The 18,354-nt window shown below is 72.3% G+C and carries 14 protein-coding genes; 6 read left to right on the top strand and 8 right to left on the bottom strand.

What is annotated here, in order from left to right; translation table 11 throughout:
- Positions 1–292 precede the first annotated feature (292 nt).
- The 5 genes from QQM67_RS22000 to QQM67_RS22020 all read left to right on the top strand — a co-directional run bounded on the left by QQM67_RS22000 (position 293) and on the right by QQM67_RS22020 (position 7,024).
- On the top strand, positions 293–1,873 hold the full coding sequence (locus tag QQM67_RS22000; RefSeq protein WP_314175742.1) for an alpha/beta fold hydrolase: 1,581 nt from the start codon (positions 293–295) through the stop codon (positions 1,871–1,873).
- Positions 1,870–2,589: a hypothetical protein gene (locus QQM67_RS22005; RefSeq protein ID WP_314175743.1), complete on the top strand. Its 720-nt coding sequence runs from the start codon at positions 1,870–1,872 to the stop codon at positions 2,587–2,589. Before QQM67_RS22000 ends, QQM67_RS22005 begins: the two co-directional genes overlap by 4 nt.
- A gap of 178 nt (positions 2,590–2,767) precedes the next feature.
- Complete coding sequence (locus QQM67_RS22010) at positions 2,768–3,526, top strand: class I SAM-dependent methyltransferase (protein WP_314175744.1); 759 nt, start codon at positions 2,768–2,770, stop codon at positions 3,524–3,526.
- A 7-nt stretch (positions 3,527–3,533) separates the two neighbouring features.
- Positions 3,534–5,561, top strand: a complete 2,028-nt coding sequence (locus QQM67_RS22015) for an ABC transporter ATP-binding protein (protein WP_314175745.1) — start codon at positions 3,534–3,536, stop codon at positions 5,559–5,561.
- Positions 5,558–7,024 carry a phytoene desaturase family protein gene (locus QQM67_RS22020; RefSeq protein WP_314175746.1) on the top strand — a complete coding sequence of 489 codons (1,467 nt, stop codon included), beginning with the start codon at positions 5,558–5,560 and terminating at the stop codon, positions 7,022–7,024. The genes QQM67_RS22015 and QQM67_RS22020 overlap by 4 nt, the downstream gene beginning before the upstream one ends.
- Positions 7,025–7,094: 70 nt before the next feature.
- On the opposite strand, the gene QQM67_RS22025 is transcribed toward QQM67_RS22020, so the two are convergent.
- The 5 genes from QQM67_RS22025 to purD all read right to left on the bottom strand — a co-directional run bounded on the left by QQM67_RS22025 (position 7,095) and on the right by purD (position 14,421).
- Positions 7,095–8,129, bottom strand: a complete 1,035-nt coding sequence (locus tag QQM67_RS22025) for a helix-turn-helix transcriptional regulator (protein WP_314175747.1) — start codon at positions 8,127–8,129, stop codon at positions 7,095–7,097.
- A 239-nt stretch (positions 8,130–8,368) separates the two neighbouring features.
- Entirely contained in the window at positions 8,369–9,322 is a 954-nt protein-coding gene (locus tag QQM67_RS22030) for a phosphoribosylaminoimidazolesuccinocarboxamide synthase (RefSeq protein ID WP_314175748.1), read from the bottom strand.
- Positions 9,323–9,539: 217 nt separating this feature from the next.
- Positions 9,540–11,060, bottom strand: a complete 1,521-nt coding sequence (locus QQM67_RS22035) for a N,N-dimethylformamidase beta subunit family domain-containing protein (protein WP_314175749.1) — start codon at positions 11,058–11,060, stop codon at positions 9,540–9,542.
- Between the two features lie 132 nt (positions 11,061–11,192).
- Entirely contained in the window at positions 11,193–12,827 is a 1,635-nt protein-coding gene (locus QQM67_RS22040) for a hypothetical protein (RefSeq protein ID WP_314175750.1), read from the bottom strand.
- A gap of 325 nt (positions 12,828–13,152) precedes the next feature.
- Complete coding sequence (purD, locus tag QQM67_RS22045; protein ID WP_314175751.1) at positions 13,153–14,421, bottom strand: phosphoribosylamine--glycine ligase; 1,269 nt, start codon at positions 14,419–14,421, stop codon at positions 13,153–13,155.
- A gap of 181 nt (positions 14,422–14,602) precedes the next feature.
- Here purD and QQM67_RS22050 point away from each other — a divergent pair, with 181 nt between their 5' ends.
- Positions 14,603–15,346, top strand: coding sequence for an SLATT domain-containing protein (locus QQM67_RS22050; RefSeq protein ID WP_399067345.1), 744 nt, complete (start codon positions 14,603–14,605; stop codon positions 15,344–15,346).
- Between the two features lie 66 nt (positions 15,347–15,412).
- Here the strand turns inward: QQM67_RS22050 and QQM67_RS22055 are convergent, their stop codons facing one another.
- The 3 genes from QQM67_RS22055 to QQM67_RS22065 form a co-directional block, all read right to left on the bottom strand.
- On the bottom strand, positions 15,413–16,066 hold the full coding sequence (locus QQM67_RS22055; protein WP_314175752.1) for a hypothetical protein: 654 nt from the start codon (positions 16,064–16,066) through the stop codon (positions 15,413–15,415).
- Between the two features lie 123 nt (positions 16,067–16,189).
- Positions 16,190–16,867 carry a GntR family transcriptional regulator gene (locus tag QQM67_RS22060; protein ID WP_314175753.1) on the bottom strand — a complete coding sequence of 226 codons (678 nt, stop codon included), beginning with the start codon at positions 16,865–16,867 and terminating at the stop codon, positions 16,190–16,192.
- Positions 16,867–18,273: an aspartate aminotransferase family protein gene (locus tag QQM67_RS22065; RefSeq protein WP_314175754.1), complete on the bottom strand. Its 1,407-nt coding sequence runs from the start codon at positions 18,271–18,273 to the stop codon at positions 16,867–16,869. Before QQM67_RS22065 ends, QQM67_RS22060 begins: the two co-directional genes overlap by 1 nt.
- Positions 18,274–18,354 lie beyond the last annotated feature (81 nt).

The following is an 18,354-nucleotide window of genomic DNA, read 5'->3' on the forward strand; positions in this document are numbered from 1 at the left end:
GCCGGTCCCGATCTCCCGCGGCCGCGCGCTCGCCGTTTCGGAGCGGCTGACTGCGGTGACATCACTCACATCGAGTCTCGAATACATCACTCACCAGCGGCAGATACGCCGCGGCGGACTCAACGACTGGACCATCGCGCGCGGTATGCACGCCTCGTCCACGCGGCCCACGCGGCGCATTCTGGACGCCGTCGGAAACCCCAGAACCACAAAGGCACTGCACATCGCGCGAATTGCGGCGAGCGCGGCCCTGCTGGCTCCCGGAAACGCCCGGTGGCGAGGTGCCGCCAACGTGTTTCTCGGTCTGAGCAACGCGGCCCTCTATCCGCGCCACCGCTACGGGACGGACGGCTCCGACCAGGTCTCCTCGTTCGTGCAGACGGCGGCCGGGCTGGCCCGTCTCTCGCGCCAACCGGCCGTGCAGGACGCCCTGTTGTGGTACGTGGCGCTCCAGGCGAACCTCTCGTACCTGGTCTCGGGCTGGGTGAAACTGCTGGGCGAGCCCTGGCGGGACGGCTCCGCGCTCAACGGCATCATGCGCACCCGTACGTACGGCCACCGGGGCCTGTGGAACCTCACCAACCGCTATCCCGTGCCCGCCCGTTACCTCGCGCACGGCGTGCTCGCCCTGGAGTGCCTCTTCCCCGTCGCGTACGCGCGCGGCGGTGCGCTCGCGAAGCCGATCATGGCGAGCGCCGCGGCGTTCCACGTGGCCAACGGCTACTTCATGGGACTCGGCCGGTTCATCACGGCGTTCGAGGCGATGCACCCGATGGTCGCCTACACCAGCGCGCCCAAGGACCACCCCGCGGTGGCGGGACGCGACGACCGGATGCTGACGGCCACCGCTTCCATGGCCGCCATCGGTGTGACCATTGCCGGGTTCCTCGCGGCCATGCGCCGCATGCGCGCCACCGACCCGTGGCCCCACGGCAAGGTGCTCACGACCCGGCACGGCAACGAACTCCACTACAACGAGCGCCTGTCGGAGGACGAGACCGCGCCCGTGCTGGTCTTCGGCACCGGGATGATCTCCACGGCGGAGCACTTCGGCTGGATCACCGACAAGCTCGTCGAGGAGAGCGACTACGGGATCATCTCCTACAGCCGTGCGGGCTACGGCCCCAGCCAGCGGCGCTGCGCTGCCCCGTACACCCTCCAGGAGTCGGTGGACGACCTGATCGACCTGGTCGAGGGCGCGGTGGCGAAGGGCCGGGACGTCTATCTCGTGGGCCACTCGCTCGGCGGCGAGATCGGCCGGCGCGCCGCGCTCGAACTCGGTGACCGCGTACGGGGCGTGATCTATCTGGACAGCTCCCACCCCGACGAGCTGTCCCGCTCCAAGCAGCAGCAGGAGTCGGCGGACCGGCTCAAGGACGGCCTGAACATGTTCACCCGCAGCCTGCGCGCCGGGTTGGGGGCCACCCTCGTACGTCCGAAGTGGGTGCACGACCTGCCGACCGAGGTGCGCAGCCGCGCCTTCGCGCAGTACGCGGACAGCCGGCTGTGGCGTACCGGGATGCGCGAATGGGACGCCACGGAGGCCGACTTCCGCCGGTTCAGCGGTGACCTGCCGGAGATCGGCGCGCACGCGCTCGTGCTCTCGGCACAGCGCACCGTCGACCGCGACCCCGAGCAGCTGCTGATGCACAACGAACTGGGCGCGGCGCACCGGGGCGAGGGACGCGTCGTCCACAACTCGGTACTGGAGGGGGCCGACCACGAGACCCTGCTCACCGACGCCCGCCTGGGCGGGGAAGTGGGGCGCCGGATCCTGGACTTCGTCCGCGAGGTCGAGGCCCGGGACGGGGACGGCGGCGGGACGGAGGGGACCGGCGGTTCCCAGGGGAACCAGTCCAAGGAGGCACGATGACCAGCACACCGAATCCGGCCGTGCCGAAGGCGCTCACCGGAACCCTGGCCCGCACGGCACGCGGAGCGCGCTCGGGCCTCTCCCGCGCCTTCACCGGGCCCGGCGGTCTCACGCGCGCCGCGGGCGCGGCCGTGCTGCTCGGCACGCTGTCGGCGCAGCACCCCAACCCGCTGTTCAACAGGGCGCAGAAGATGGACATCTTCTCGGCGCTGTTCCCCAACTGGCGCTTCTTCGCGCCGACTCCGGCCCAGCACGACTACCACATCCTCTACCGGACGCTGAACCGCGAAGGGGAGACCTCGTCCTGGCGGATGGTCGAGGTCATCGTCGGCCGCAAGCTCCCGCAGATCTTCTGGTTCCCCGGGCGCAGGCCCGAGAAGGCCATCTTCGACATCGTCACGGAACTCATCACCCAGCTGGACAAGGGCTTCAGCGGGATGATGAAGCTGCCCTCCTACCGGATGCTGTGCGCCTATCTGCGCCACCGCATCCGCGAGGACGGTGCGGCGGAGGGCGTGAAGGGCTTCCAGTTCACGCTCGTCAGGGCCACCGGCTTCGAGGAGTCCGATCCGGAGGTCGTCTTCGTCTCCCCGTACACCCCCATGACGGGGCCGGGCGAGACGGCGGCCGACGGCGGCGCCTCCGGCTCGGGGCCGTCCTACGACTCGCACATCCGCGACGACTCCCGCGGGGAAGTCCCCGCACAGCCCGCCTGATCAGCAATAACCCGAAAGGGGCCGAACCACATGTCCACTGGCTCGATCGTCATCTCCGTCGTCGCCATCATCATCGTCGCTGCCATCGCGCTGAACGTCTCGAAGAACAGCAAGAAGAAGTAGCGGCTCCCGACCCTGCACCGAAGGCCGCAGACCACGAGACCGAAAGGGGGCCCTGATGAGTTCTGTGGACGACATAGGCTACGGGCGGCAGTTCGGAGACTTCTACGACCGGATCTTCCCGAGCGGCGCCTACACCGAGCCGACCGTACGCAAGCTCGCCTCCCTGCACCCCAGCCCCGGTGACCGCGCCCTCGAACTCGGCGTCGGCACCGGCCGGGTGGCGATACCCCTGGCCCAACGGGCCTTTCCCGTCACCGGAGTCGACTCCTCGCCCGAGATGCTGGAGCAGCTGCGGGCGAAGGCGAAGGACGCCGACGCGGATGTCGAGGCGGTGCACGGCGACATCCGCAAGTACACCGACGACGCGCAGTACGGACTGGTCTACTGCGTCTGCGCGACCTTCTCCATGATCCTCGACGCCGACGACCAGCGGGCCACCATGCGGCACGCGGCACAGCGGCTCGCGCCCGGCGGCACCCTCGTGGTGGAGACCTCCAACCCGGGCGGGCTGCGGGCCCTGCACGAGGGGCAGCAGCGCACCTCGTACTTCATCCCGTACCCGGAGCCGAACACGGGGCTGCTGACGTACTCCACGGTCTTCGAGGAGAAGAGCCTGTGGCACGCGTCGCACATCTGGTTCGAGGACGGCAAGTCCTCCGTCGGCTCCGAACTCGCCCGGCTCACCACGCCGGAGGAGGTGGACGAGTACGCGGCGGACGCCGGCCTCAAGCCGGTCGACCGATGGGCGGACTGGGAGGAGACGCCCTACGCGGAGGACTCCCCCATGTTCGTCAGCACCTACACGGCGAGGTGAGACCGGCATGACCAGCAGCACCCTGGAGGCGAAGGACGCGGACGGTTCCACGACCCCCGACGTCGACGGTGCGCTGGGGCACCTGGGCCCCGCGCACGCGCGCAGACGGCGCGGCGGGGGCAGTCCGGCGGCCGTGTGGTATCTGGCGCGGCGCCACCGGGGGCTGCTGGCCGCGGGCATCTTCATCGGACTGATCGGGGTGACGGCCCAGCTCGCGCAGCCGTACGCGATCGGTGAGCTGATCAAGCAGGCGGGGGCGCACAAGCCGCTGACGGTGGCGGTCCTCGTGCTGGTCGGGCTGTTCTGCGTCGACGGCGCCTTCTCGGCGCTCCAGTCGTATCTGATCGGGCGTGCCGGCGAGAACGTCGTGTACGACGTGCGGATGCTTTTGACCAGGCGGCTGCTGCACGTCGACCTCTCCGCATACAGCAAGCAGCAGCAGGGCGACGTCCTCACACGTACCGTCGCCGACACCTCGCTCGCCAAGATCGCTCTGTCGCAGAGCCTCGCGCAGTTGGTGATCAACGGATTCACGGTGGCGGGCGGCGTCATCGTGATGTTCCTGATCGACGTCTGGATGATGCTGATCACGCTTGCCTGCCTCGGCATCGCCAGCGGCGTCTCCCTGGTGCTGGCGCGCGGAGTGCGCAGGGCCGCCGTGGTCAACCGCGAGGACACCAGCGCCTACGGCTCGGACGTGCAGCGCGCGCTGTCCGCACTGCCGACGGTGAAGGCGTCCCGCGCGGAGGACCGCGAGACGCACCGGATCGGCCTGCTGGCGTGGCGCGCACGCAACTCCGGTGTGCGGGTCAACGGCCTCAACGCGCTGTTCATGCCTGCGATGAACGTCGGTACGCAGGCGGCGCTCGCGGTGGTCGTCGGGGTCGGGATGACCCGCGTGACCCGCGGGACGATGTCGATGGCGGACCTCACCGCGTTCGTGATGTATCTCTTCTACATGGTCTCCCCGCTCGTGCTGTTCTTCCTGGCCATCGGCCAGTTCCAGCAGGGGCGTGCCGCGATCCGGCGGGTCGACGAACTCACCACGCTCCCGCAGGAGGGCGGCGTCCTCGACAGGATGCGGCACCGGCCGAAGCCGCCCGCCAAGTCGTCGCTCTCTGCGGACGAGGACGCCGTGGAGTTCCGCTCGGTGCACTTCACTTACGGCGGCAAGGGCGAGGGCGGTGCCTCCGGCGGCGGTGCCTCCGGCGGCGACGGCGACGGCGCCGAGCAGCCGGCGGAGACGCTCTCCGACATCACCTTCTCCGTGCCCTCCCGCGGAATGACCGCGGTCGTCGGCCCTTCCGGCGCGGGCAAGACCACGCTCTTCCAGCTCATCGAGCGTTTCCACGCGCTGGACTCCGGAAGCATCACCGTCGGCGGCAAGGACATCGAGACGATGCCGCTGGCCACGCTCCGCGGACTCGTCGGCTACGTACAGCAGGACACGGCCGCCATGCGCGGCACGGTGCGCGACAACGTCGTGTACGCGAAGCCCGACGCGCGTGAGGAGGACATCCGGGAAGTCATCGAGCTGGCCGGTCTCACCAAGGTCGTCGAGGAGCTGCCCGAGGGTCTGGACACCGAACTGGGCGACCAGGGAAGCGGACTCTCCGGCGGGCAGCGCCAACGCCTGTGCATCGCACGCGCGTTGCTCCAGAGGCCGGCGGTGCTCCTGCTCGACGAGGCCACCTCGCACCTGGACTCCGACTCCGAGCGGGAGTTCCGCGAGACGCTGCGCAAGGTCTCCGCACGCTGCGCGGTGATCGCGATCGCGCACCGCATCTCCACCGTCGTCGACGCCGACACGATCGTGGTGATGAACGACGGACGCGTCCAGGCGATCGGCCGGCACGACGACCTGATGAAGCGGGACGCGCTCTACCACCGGCTCGCCAACTCCCAGCTCCAGGCGGCCACTTCAGCCGCCTACTGGCCCACGGACCCGTCCGCGATGCCGGGCGGAGCCCAGGGCGCCCCCGGGCAGAACGGCACGCCGGCGGCGAACGGCGTGCCCGTGGGCGGCTCGCGGTGACCGAGACCGCCGACGCGGCGATCGTCGGCACGGGCCCCAACGGGCTCGCGGCCGCGGTGACTCTGGCCCGGGCCGGCCTCCGGGTCGAGCTGCACGAGGCGGCGGAGACCATCGGGGGAGGTCTCCGCGCCGAGGCGTACTTCGACAGCGACGTACGGCACGACGTGTGCTCCGCCGTCCATCCGATGGCCGCGGCCTCGCCGTTCTTCCGCGAGTTCGACCTCACGGCACGCGGTGTCGAGCTCCTCCATCCGCACATCGGCTACGCGCATCCGCTCGACGACGGGCGCGCGGGCCTGGCCTATCCGGACCTGGACGCCACCTGCGACCGGCTCGGCGCGGACGGCCCGCGCTGGCGGCAGCTGATGGAGCCGCTGCTCGAACACAGCGCGGGACTCGTGGACTTCTTCATGAGCGGCCAGCGCTCCATGCCCCGCGACCTCGCCGCGCCCCTGCTGCTGGCGGCGCGGCTGCTGCCCCGCCGGCTGATCTCGGGCTTCCGCGGCGACGTCGCGCCGGCGCTGCTCACCGGCGTGGCCGCGCACGGCGTGGGCAAGCTGCCGTCCGTCGCCACCGACGCCGTCGCGATGCTCCTCGGGCACCTCGCGCACGGCACCGGCTGGCCGCTGCCGCGCGGCGGCAGCGAGCGCATCGGCCAGGTGATGGCGGACGACGTACGCGCGCACGGCGGCACGATCCACACCGGCTCGCGCATCACCAGCCTGCGCCAGCTCGGCCACGCACGCGCCGTGCTGCTCGACACCGCGCCCACGCAGCTGCTGTCTCTCGCCGAGGACCGACTCCCGGCGGGCTACGTACGGCAGTTGAGGCGCTTCCGGTACGGGCCGGGCGCGGCGAAGGCCGACTTCCTCGTCTCGGAGCCCGTGCCGTGGGCGAATCCCGAGGTCGGCCGCGCCGGCACCGTCCACCTGGGCGGTGGTCACGCCGCCATCGCACGGCAGGAGGGGCTCGCGGTGCGGGGCACGGCCGGCGACGAGCCCTTCGTGCTGCTGGTGGACCCCGCCGCCACCGATCCCGGACGGGCCCACGAGGGCAGGCGGCCCGTGTGGGCGTACGCGCACGTGCCCAACGGCGATCCGCGCGACCCGGTCGCCCTGGTGCGCTCGCGCATCGAGAAGTACGCGCCCGGGTTCGGCGAGACGATCGTCGCCGCGCGCGGCGTCCCGGCCGGCGACTACGAGACGTACAACCCGAACTACGTGGGCGGCGACATCGGCGCCGGCGCCATGACGCTGTACCAGTCGCTGGCCCGTCCCGTGCCGCGGTTCGACCCGTGGCGCACGCCGCTGCCCGGCGTCTTCCTCTGCTCGGCCTCGACGCCGCCCGGGCCGGGCGTGCACGGCATGTGCGGTCATCTGGCCGCGCTCTCCGCGCTGCGCCACCGCTTCGGCGTGCGTGAGGCTCCGTCGCTGAAACCGGCCGCGGCCGCCGCGCGGGCCTGAGACCCGGGGCGCGCGCGGCCCCGGAGGCCCACCACTCAGGAGTCCGTCGGGCGTCCGGCGTGCGGGCGGATCAGATCCAGCCGCGCTCCCGCGCGAGCAGCGCCGCCTGCGGCCGGTTCCCGGCGCCGAGCAGCTGCATCAGGTCCGCGATATAGCGCCGGTACGTGCGTACGGAGACGCCCAGATCGCGCGCCCCGGCCTCGTCCTTGCCCCCGGAGCACATCGCGCGCAGCACCATCCGCTCCAGCTCGGACGGCGCGTCCTCCTCGGCTCTCCACTCGCCGAGCATCGATCCCAGGTCCTCCGACTCGGCCCAGATCGACTCGAACAGGGCCAGGATGTTGGAGACCAGCCCGCTCTCCTGCGCGAACAGCGCGCCCCGCGTGGTGTCTTCGGGATCGACGGGCACGACCGCGGTACGGCGGTCGTACATCTGGATCTGCGCCGTGGTGTGGGTGACCAGCCGCACGCGCGCGCCGTGCGACTCCAGTTCCCGCAGATACGCCACCGTCGGCGGGTGGTCGAGCGCCTTGCGCACACCGACGGTGCGTACCGACAGGCCTCTTCGCAGGCAGCGCAGCACGCGCGGGCGCGACTGCTCTATGTCGTCCTGCCGGAGCGCGACGCTCGGCTCGACGAGGGCGACCTCTTCGCGGGCGAAGAACGCCAGGTCGTCGATGCGGTCGCGGATCTTGGGCGGGTCGGTGACCTGCTCGATGCCGACGACGGCGGGCTCCCGCGCCTCGCCGCGCTCCGCGCGCAGCGACGCCACCAACGGCTGGAGCTGCGTGACGCGTTGAAGCTTCTCGTGGAGTTCGTGCAAGCGCAGATCGAGCAGCCTGGCCACGGCGACGTCCGGGTCGGCCGCCGCGAACCCCTCGCTGCCCGCGCCCGCCCGGCCGTGGGCGGAACCGGGAGAAGCGCCCCCGCAGCGCAGCAGCCCGAGCTCGCGGAGCCTGCGCAGCTCCCTGCGCGCCGCGTTCGGCGGCAGCCGGAGCTGGTCGATGAGTCCGTCGATGCCGATGCCCGGCTCACGGAGGCAGAGCCGGTAAATGCGTTCCTGCTCCTCGGTGAGACCGAGATAAGACATCTCGTTCGTGCCCAAGGCGGATTCCCCCTGTCCGGTCGCCCCGTCAAGACCCCGTGCACATGGGCAGGTCGTCAAAGCTTGTGGCCCATGTGCAAGAACAGGCTTCCGAGCATAGGAAAAACGAAGGCGCCCAACACCCCTCAGAGGAAGACCATTTCGAAAGGGCCCTTCATAAGGTGTGCTTCCGCCCCGTATGCACCGTCATGGACGGAGGGTTCGACTCCGGGGAAATCCGCGTGCGTTCACCAACTACATCACCGAAGCGGCCAGGACCAGTCGAGTCCGGTGAGCATCCGGTACGCCTCCGCGTACTTCTCGCGGGTCCGCTCGACGATCCGCTCGGGCAGCTTCGGCGGGGGCTGCCCGCCGCTCCTGTCCCAACCGGACTCCGGGCCGGAGAGCCAGTCGCGCACGAGCTGCTTGTCGAACGAGGGCTGTGCGTGCCCGGGCTCCCACTTGTCCGCGGGCCAGAAGCGCGACGAGTCGGGCGTGAGCACCTCGTCCCCGAGCACCAGCCCGACGTCGGACTCGGCCGGCACGCCGATGCCCTGCTCGCCGTCGTGCGTCCCGTGGCCGAACTCGAACTTCGTGTCGGCGAGGATGATGCCGCGGTCCATCGCGACGTCGCGGGCGCGCTGGTAGACGGCGAGCGTCAACTGCCGCAGCTGCGTGGCGGTTTCGGCCCCCACCTCGCGGGCGACCTCCTCGTAGCTGACGTTCTCGTCGTGGTCGCCGACCGCGGCCTTGGTGGCGGGCGTGAAGATCGGTCCGGGCAACTCCGAGCCGTCGGTGAGCCCTTCGGGCAGTGCGAGACCGCAGACCGTACGGGACTTCTCGTACTCCGCGAGCCCCGAGCCCGTCAGATAGCCCCGCGCGACGCACTCCACCGGGATCATGCGCAGCGAGCGGCACACCATGGTGCGCCCCTCCCACTCGGCCGGGGCGCCCTCGGGGACGTCGGTGCCGATGACGTGGTTGGGAACGAGGTCCGCGAGCTGCTCGAACCACCACAGCGAGAGCTGCGTGAGAATCCTGCCCTTGTCGGGGATCTCCGTGGGCAGCACCCAGTCGTACGCCGAGATGCGGTCGCTGGCCACCATCACCAACTCGCCCGCCTCGTTGCGGTACAGGTCGCGCACCTTGCCGGTGTGCAGGTGCAGCAGGCCCGGGACCTGCACGGGGTCGGGCTTCTCCACGAATCCGGACACTGGTCCTCCGCGGTCATCGGGGTCTCCCCGGCGGATGCCTCCCCGCGACGCCCCCGCGGAGCAGGGGAGACGCCGGGGAGTGAGGCCAGGGGAAGTGCGCTTCAGCTCCCGATTGTCCCGTACGCGGGCTTCGCACACCTCCCGGGGGTCCCGGCCGAGGGCACGGACGCGACCCGGCCCGGCGGACTGGTCGGCCAGGGCGTCGAGCGGCGTGCGCTCAGCCGCCCTTGCTGACCCTGTCGAGCAGTTCGGCCGTGGCCCGCTGGACGCGGGCGTCCACGTGACCGGGCCGGTCGAGCGCCGGCGACCAGGCGAAGGTGCCGGAGCAGAAGACCAGCGCGCCGGAGGGAGCCCGGTAGAGAGAGGTCTCCTGGTGGCGGCGGGCGCCCCGCATGTCGTCGTACGGGGAGTGCGAGAGCAGCACGCGCTCGGTATGGGCGGGCAGGCTCGTACGGGGGAAGTAGCAGTCGGCCTCCCCCGCCACCAGGCCTGGCAGTTCGTCGCCGTCGGCCACTCCGGCGGACCGCCACAGCCAGTGGTCGCTGTTGCGCACCACCAGCGGGTACGGCTGCGGCACCTGCCCCGCGTACTGGATGCCCAGCACGCGCTGTTCCGGCTGGCCCTGCGCGCGCCACTGGACGGAGCGGCCGGGACCCCGGCGCTTGCGGCAGGTCAGCAGCCGGTCGGGGGCGCCGCCGGGCAGGGGGTCCAACTGGGCCTGCCAGTACATGGTGTTGGCGGAGAGGAAGACCAGCGAGGTGCCCTCGTCGCGGGCGCGCTCCACCGCGCGGCGCATGGGCACCGTCCAGTACTCGTCGTGGCCGGGGAAGACCACGCCGCGGCAGCGCGCCGGATCGACGCGGCCGGCGTGCAGATCGCGGGCGTCGGCGTACGCGAGGTCGTAGCCCTGGCGCTCGGCCCAGCGGATGAAGTCGTAGGCGTGGCCCACGTGCAGGGGCAGACCCGCGCCCGCGTAGGGGCGGTCGAAGGAGACCGTGACGGCGGCGTCCGCCTCGCCGAGCAGGCGGCCCTCCTCGTCCCACGCGTGGTAGAGGCTGGCGCCGGTGCGGCCGTCCTCGGGAAAGAGGTTGTACGCCTGCCAGGTGATGTCGGGCAGGACGAGCAGGAGGTCGGCGGGGGCCCGGTCGCGGACGGTGAAGGGGATGTGCGACCGGTGCCGGCCGTCGGCGGTGGTGAGGACGGCGACATAGGCGCCGGTGGACCAGTGCTCGGGGATCTGGAGGCGCCAGGACAGCCACCAGTGGTGGCAGGAGACGGTCTTGTCGGCGGTGAGCGGGGCGGGCTGGCGGATGCCGGAGAGGCGCGGGCTGGTGGTGACCTTCCGGGCGCCGTCGCCGTCGTAGTGACCGATGCGGTAGACGTCGACGCCGAAGGGCTGCGGCGGATCGACGGTGATGCGGAAGTCGAGGGACTCGCCCGGTGCCGTACCGCCGTCGCTGCCCGCGAACCCCTTGATCTGGCAATGCAGATCGTCGGCGGTACGGGGGCGGCCGACGCCAGGGCTGCGGTGGATGTACTCGCCGGAGAGCACGTCCTCCAGGCCGGTGTGGTCCACGTACCAGGGGACCATGCGGCCGTTGTCGAAGTACTGCTCACCGAAGCGGAGCCACGGGAGCGGCCCCTGCCCGAACGGGTCGGTCACGGCGTGCGCGAGCGCCCCCGACTCCCAGCGCCTGATGGCCCCCTTCCCACCGCGCTTTCCACCGCGTGACGGCACGTGTCTCTCCGAATGCGACCCCGACTGTGCTCTCGCCCGTGATCCCACGAGTGACCCCCACCCCCACTGATTGCCGACGCCTCGACCGAGCCACCCCATCACATTACGCGAGCGTCGTGTCACCCCCCGGCATCAGACGAGGCGGACGGGCTTGTCCGCCCTGACCCCCACACCGGCCATCCAGTCGCGAAGGGCTCGGCCGTCGCCGTCCTCGACGAGCCGGAGCACCGGGCCCGACATGTCCGCGGCGCGGGCACCGCCGACCAGGAGCGCCGGGCCGTCGAGCCAGTCCAGCCCGGGTGCGGCGCCCGCGCTGTCCACGGCGGCGCAGCAGATCACCGCCGTGATGTGCTCCGTCATCAACTCGCGTCCGCTGCGCGGCGGCTGGAGTGGAAGGCCCATGGGCGAGACGCCGGTGCCGTCCGCCACGCCCGCTATGAGCGGAGCCGGGAGCGCGCCCTCCCGCGATCTGTGCGACATCTCACGCGCGTCGGCCGCTCCTATGCGGGCGGCCAGCTCGTCCGTACGGGCCTCTCCGCTCCCCGCGAGCCACTCCATGACCCTCGCGGGAGTCGCTCCGCCGTGCGCCGCGCCGCCGCCCGGCCTGTCCAGCGCGTCGAGTTGTGTGAAGAGGCGGGCGGCGCGGGTGCGCCAGATGCGGTCGACGACCTCCTCCGGATACCCCTGCCAGTCCAGCGGCGCCCAGTCCGGCCCGGGCTCGGCCGGGCCGCCGTGGAAGAGGCGGGCGGCGAGCAGGGAGACCGCCTCGTCGACGGCGCCCGGCTCGTCCAGGAGATCGCACGCGGGCCGCTCGCCGAGACGGGAGGTGAAGCCCTCCGCGAGCCTGTCCCGGTGGGAGAGCTCCGTCAGCGCCGAGACCACGCCGGCGTCGAGCCGGGCGGGCCAGCGGCCGATGCGCCACGCGGGCAGGGCGACCCGGGTGAGCAGCCGGTCCCAGCCCGCGTAGGCGAGGCCGACCTGCTCCTGCGCCGCCGTGCGCAGCGCGTGATCCACACCCTGTGCACGGGCGGCGGCCGCGGCGGCGACTCCGCGCTCCATCTCCGCCGCGTGCTCCGCGCAGGCGCGGAGCATCAGACGGGCGCAGCCGCCGGCGAAGCGGAGACCGGCGCGGCGCACCGCGGCGGCCGGACGGGCGAGTCCGCCCGGATCGGCCGGACCGGCGGGACCACCCGGACCGGCCGGGCCCGGACCGCCCGCCGGCACGGCGTGCGCCTTGTCGGCGACGGCGACCGCGGCGTCCAGCCCCCGGACGAAGCGGCGGGCCGCGGCTATGTCCGGATGCACGGAGGGCCCGGTGCCCGCCACCACGGGAGCCAGCAGGGCACGCAGCTCGGCGACCCGCATCCACCACAGGAAGGGCGAGCCGATGACGAGCACCGGGGCGACCCGGCCCCGGGCGCTGTGCGCACGGTCCTCCAGCCAGCTGTCGCAGTCCGGTGTGAGGGCGACGGCCGAGGGCGCCGGAACCTCAAGCCGCTCGGCCAGATCGCGCACCAGGTCGTACAGGTCGGCGGCGGAGCCCTCCTCGACGGGGACGGTGGGCGAGACGGCGGGCCTCGACCGTGCGATCACCACGGCGACGGCGCCGGCCAGCGCGAGCGCCAGCACGGCGACGCAGGTCACCGCCAGCCGCACCCCCGCCCAGTCGGCGCCGATGCGGCCCGTCGCCTGCGCGGCCAGCAGGATCACCGCCGCCCCGGCGGGCAGCAGCGCGAGAGCGAGCGCCGTGCCGCGGATGCGGAGCACGGAGAGAGCGTGCGAGCGCGCGGAGCGCGTCCCTGCCTGGCGGCCCACCACGAACTGCTCACCCCCATCACGACGGGCCCGGATTCCCGGGCTTCGGTGGTCCCCACTGTGGCACCGCGCACCGACACCGCAACGTGCGCAGGGCCAGTCGGGACACAGCCGGGCACCGGCCGGGATCGCCCCATGCGGCTTGCGCGGAACCCTAGTTGGGGCCCTCACACCCGTCAGCCGCTCCGCTGTCCGGTCACTCGATGGAATGGCTTTGGGGAGAGCTCTTGCGTCGGCGGGGGGTGAGAGGGGTGTCCGGCCCGTCCCGAAATGCCCGTTATGGGCGCGCGGCCTCGGCGGCCTCCGCCGCGATGTCCGTACGGTGATGCGAGCCGTCCAGCCGGATGCGCCCGAGCGCCTCGTACGCACGCTCGCGCGCACCCGAGAGCCCCGCCCCCGTCGCCGTGACGGAGAGCACCCGGCCGCCGGCGCTGACGAGCCGGCCCTCCGTGTCCCGCTTGGTGCCCGCGTGCAGCACATACGCCTCGGGCCCGTCCAGCTGCGCCACCGCGTCGAGCCCCTCGATCACATCGCCGGTGCGGGGCGTCGCCGGATAGTCCCGCGCGGCGACGACGACGGTCACCGCCGCCTCGTCGCTCCAGCGCAGCGGCGGCACCTCGGCCAGCCGCCCCGTGGCCGCCGCGTGCAGCAGCCCCGCGAGCGGCGTGCGCAGCCGGGCCAGGACGGCCTGCGTCTCCGGGTCGCCGAACCGGGCGTTGAACTCGATGACGCGCACGCCGCGCGAGGTGATCGCGAGCCCCGCGTACAGCAGCCCCGAGAACGGCGTGCCGCGGCGCCGGAGTTCGTCGACGGTCGGCCTCAGCACCGTCCGCTCGATCTCCCGTACCAGCGCCGGGTCCGCCCACGGCAGGGGCGAATAGGCGCCCATGCCACCGGTGTTGGGGCCCTCGTCGCCGTCGTACGCGCGCTTGAAGTCCTGCGCGGGCTGCAACGGCACCACGGTCTCGCCGTCGGTGATCGCGAAGAGCGAGACCTCCGGGCCGTCCAGGAACTCCTCGATCACGACCCGTTCGCAGGCGCGCGCGTGCGCTCGTGCCGCCTCGATGTCGGGGGTCACGACGACGCCCTTGCCGGCGGCGAGCCCGTCATCCTTGACGACGTACGGAGGGCCGAAGGCGTCCAGCGCCTGGTCGGCCTCCTGCGGCGTCGTGCACACGTGGCTGCGCGCCGTCGGCACGCCCGCCGCCGCCATCACGTCCTTCGCGAACGCCTTCGACCCCTCCAGGCGTGCGGCCTGCGCGGACGGCCCGAACACGGTGAGGCCGCGCGCCCGCAGCGCGTCCGCGACCCCCGCGACGAGCGGAGCCTCCGGCCCGATGACGACGAGGTCGGCCCTCACCTGCGGTGTCTCGGCGAGGGCCGCGACCGCGGCGCCGTCCGTCGCGTCGACCGCGTGCAGCGTCGCGACCTCCGCGATCCCGGCGTTGCCGGGCGCGCAGTGCAGCGCGGTGACCTCGGGGTCGAGCGAGAGAGAGCGGCACAGGGCGTGTTCGCGGGCGCCGCCGCCGATGACCAGAATCCTCACGGGAGCAGCCTAGACGTCCGCCTTCCCGGCTTTCGCGGCGCACTCTTTCGAGTGAGAGCGGAATCCGTCCTATACCTGACCAGTGCACAATTCCGTGGTAATTCCGGCCGTAAGTGGTGTCGTTGCCCCACTTACGGCGGTAGGAAGGGGCCCTTCAGGGCCATTCGGAGCGGTCGTGGTCATGGCCGCGGTCGTGGTGCGCGTGTTGTGGGGTGTGGCGGTGAGCAAGCCGGAGATGCGGCCCGGGGCGGGACGTGCGTTCCCGCTCGGTGACTGGGGGGAGCCGGGGGAGCGCCTCGACGAACTGTACGTATGGGTGGAGCAGCGGGCGTTGCTGATCGCCGACTGGTATCTCACCGACCGCACGTGGAAGCGGCGCGGCGCCCGCGCCCTGCGCACCGGGGCATCCCTGGGTGCCACCGCCGCGGCGGTGCTGCCGCTGCTGACACTCACCGGCACGCTGCCCGTGCGGCACGCGGCGTGGGGTTACGTGGCGTTGCTGGGCGCCGTGGTGTGCCTGTGCGCCGACCGGTGCTTCGGGCTGACGACGGGCTGGATCCGCGACGTCTCGACGGCGCAGGCGATCCAGCGGAGGCTGGAGACCCTCCAGTACGAGTGGGCGTCGGAGTCCGTGCGCGAGATGCTCGGCCCGACCGAGGGCGGCGCGGGCGAGGCCGCGGAGCGCGGGCTGACGCTGCTGCGCCGCTTCACCGAGGACGTCTCGGAGATCGTACGGGCCGAAACGGCCGACTGGATGCTGGAGTTCAGGCCCGGCTCCGCCGCCCAGGCCGCGCAGCCGGCCGGCACGCAGCCCGCACGCCCGGTGGAGGTGTGCGCGGCCGCGCAGAACGTGCACCGCTTCCCGGGGCCGCCCGGCTTCCGCCCGAGCATGCCCCGGCAGCGACCGCCCGAGGGGCCCTTCTGAGCAGAGCGCCGGCGGCCAGGGGGTGTCTGACGAATCCCGTCTGCTCCGCGGTGGCTTGCACGCGCCCTAGCTGAAGACGATCATCGAGCCCTGCGCGAGGCTCCGCGTGGCCGCCGCGTGCAGACCCAGCCACACGTGGCGCTCCCGCGCGAACGGCCCCTCCCCGTACGCGATCGGCGTCTCCGCGGGCTCCTCCAGGTCCGTGGGCCGCGACGGGGACGGCGGAGCGGGCGGCGGAGCGGCCGGGTCGAGCCCCAAGTACGGTGCGACGCCCTCCAGTTCGCGCAGCAGCCCGTGGCTGGAACCCAGCGGCCCGCCGCCGTCCAGCAGTTCGTCGCTCGCGAGCGGCATGGGGAAGTCGACGGGGACGTACGCGCCCGCATGGTCGTAGTGCCACACCAGATGGGACTGCTGCGCCGTCGTCTCGAACATCTCCAGCAACTGCTCGTAGTCGCCGCCGAGTTCGTCGACGGGCGAGACCTCGAGACCGCACACGGCCAGGATGTGCGCGCGGCGCAGGAAGTGCAGCGCGTCGTAGTCGAAGCCGGCCACCGGCGCGACGTCGCCCGACAGGCCCGGCATGTAGTTGTAGACGGGAACGGGCGGCAGACCGGCCTCCGTCAGCGCCTTGTCGTACGCAGCGATCTCCTCGGCGAAGGGGTTGTCGGGACTGTGGCACAGCACGTCGACGAGGGGAACCAACCAGAGATCACATGCCAAGGGATTCTCCATCCTCCCCCTCGGTTCGCCGGGGGGACCCCGACTCGCTTCGCCGGGGGACCCCCAGCTCGGTCGCAACAGCGTAATGCCGCCTGCCGGGGCCTCGTTCGACAGCGGGAGAACTCACGGCCCCGACCGCAGCGACTTCCCCGCGAGCGCCAGAGCATGCCGGTGATAGCCGTCCATGATCCGGCGGGTGTCCTCCACGTCCTCGTGCTCCACCGCGTCCAGCAGCTCCCGGTGCCCCGCCCACAGCCGCTTCGCCACCTCGGGCTCCTTGCGCAGGCACGGCACGGCGTAGACCCAGCACTGCACGCGGAGCCGGTCGAGGAAGTCGCAGATGTAACGGTTGCCGACGGTCTCGCCCAACTCCCGCCAGTAGCGCAGGTCGTAGCCGATCAGCACATCCAGGTCGCCGGCGCGGGCCGCCCGTACGGCCGCCTCGGCCCTGCGGCGCACCGACGCCAGGACGGACGGGTCGAGCGCGGCGACCGGCACGGGCCCGTCGGCGGCGAAGTAGCCGTGGAAGAGCCCGTCCAGGACGACCATGCGCGCCCTCACCATCGACCGGTAGTCGTCGATGGTGAACTCGTGGACGAGGAAGCCCCGGTGCTGCTCCACGTCCAGCAGCCCCTGCGCGGCGAGGTCGACCAGCGCCTCGCGCACGGGGGTCGCCGACACCCCGTACTGCTCGGCGATCTCCTTGACCGTGAAGCGGCTCCCGGCCGGGAGTCTCCCGGCCAGGATCTCGTCACGCAGAGCCGAGGCGATCTGCGCGCGGAGCGTGCTCCTCTTGATCATCACCCTGCGGTCGTGTGCGCGTCCGCGGCGCCGAGCGCCTCGTCCAGGACGGCCAGACCCTCCTTGACCTCCGCCTCGCTGACCGTGCACGGCGGCACGACATGCGTGCGGTTCATGTTCACGAACGGCCACACCCCGCCGCGCTTGCAGGCGGCCGCGAAGTCGGCCATCGGCGCGTTGTCGGCACCGCTCGCGTTGTACGGCACCAGCGGCTCGCGGGTCTCCTCGTCCCGTACGAGGTCCAGCGCCCAGAAGACGCCCATGCCGCGCACCTCGCCGACCGACGGGTGGCGCTCGGCGATCTCGCGCAGGGACGGGCCGATGACGTCCTCGCCGAGCCGCGCCGCGTGCTCGACGACGCCCTCCTCCGCCATGGCGTTCATCGTCGCCACCGCGGAGCCGCACGCCAGCGGATGCCCGGAGTAGGTGAGCCCGCCGGGGTAGGGACGGCGGTCGAAGGTGGCCGCGATCTCCGCGGAGATGGCGACGCCGCCCAGCGGCACATAGCCGGAGTTGACGCCCTTGGCGAAGGTGATCAGGTCGGGCGTGACGCCCCAGTGGTCGGCCGCGAACCACGCGCCCGTGCGCCCGAATCCGGCCATGACCTCGTCGAGGATGAAGACGATGCCGTGGCGGTCGCAGATCTCGCGGACCCCGGCGAGGTAGCCCGGCGGCGGCACGAGCACGCCCGCGGTGCCGGGGACGGTCTCCAGGATCACCGCCGCGATCGTGCCCGGGCCCTCGAAGGCGATCGTCTCCTCCAGGTGGGCCAGGGCGCGTTCGGACTCCTGCTCCTGCGTCTCGGCGTAGAAGTGCGACCGGTACAGGTGCGGGCCGAAGAAGTGCACCGCGCCGGCCGCGCCCGTGTCGTTGGCCCAGCGACGCGGTTCGCCGGTGATGTGGATCGCGGCGGCGGTGTGGCCGTGGTACGAGCGGTACGTGCTCAGCACCTTCGGGCGGCCGGTGTGCAGCTTCGCCATGCGGACGGCGTTCTCGACCGCCTCCGCGCCGCCGTTCGTCCAGAAGATCTTGTCCAGGTCGCCGGGGGTGCGCTCAGCGACGAGGCGCGCGGCCTCCGCACGCACGTCGACGGCGAAGCCCGGCGCCATGGTGCACATGCGTGCCGCCTGCTCCTGGATGGCGGCGACGACCTTGGGGTGCTGGTGCCCGATGTTGGTGTTGACCAGCTGGGAGGAGAAGTCGAGGTAACGGTTGCCGTCGTAGTCCCAGAAGTACGAGCCCTCGCCGCCGGCGACCGGCAGCGGTTCGATCAGCCCCTGCGCGGACCAGGAGTGGAAGACGTGCGCGCGGTCCGTCGCCCGCACGGCCTGCCCGGCGGCCGGGTCGGGAACGGGGACATCGGGGCCCGCGGCGAAGGGCGACGGGGTCGTACTCGTGCTTGTCACGTTCTGGCTCCTCAGCTCGGGGAAGGCGCCGGGTGGGACGCCCACAGCCTAAGGGCCTCGTCAAAGTGGTGTCCCCGCCCG

Source organism: Streptomyces winkii, from assembly GCF_032248595.1.
GTDB classification, from domain to species: Bacteria; Actinomycetota; Actinomycetes; order Streptomycetales; family Streptomycetaceae; genus Streptomyces; species Streptomyces winkii.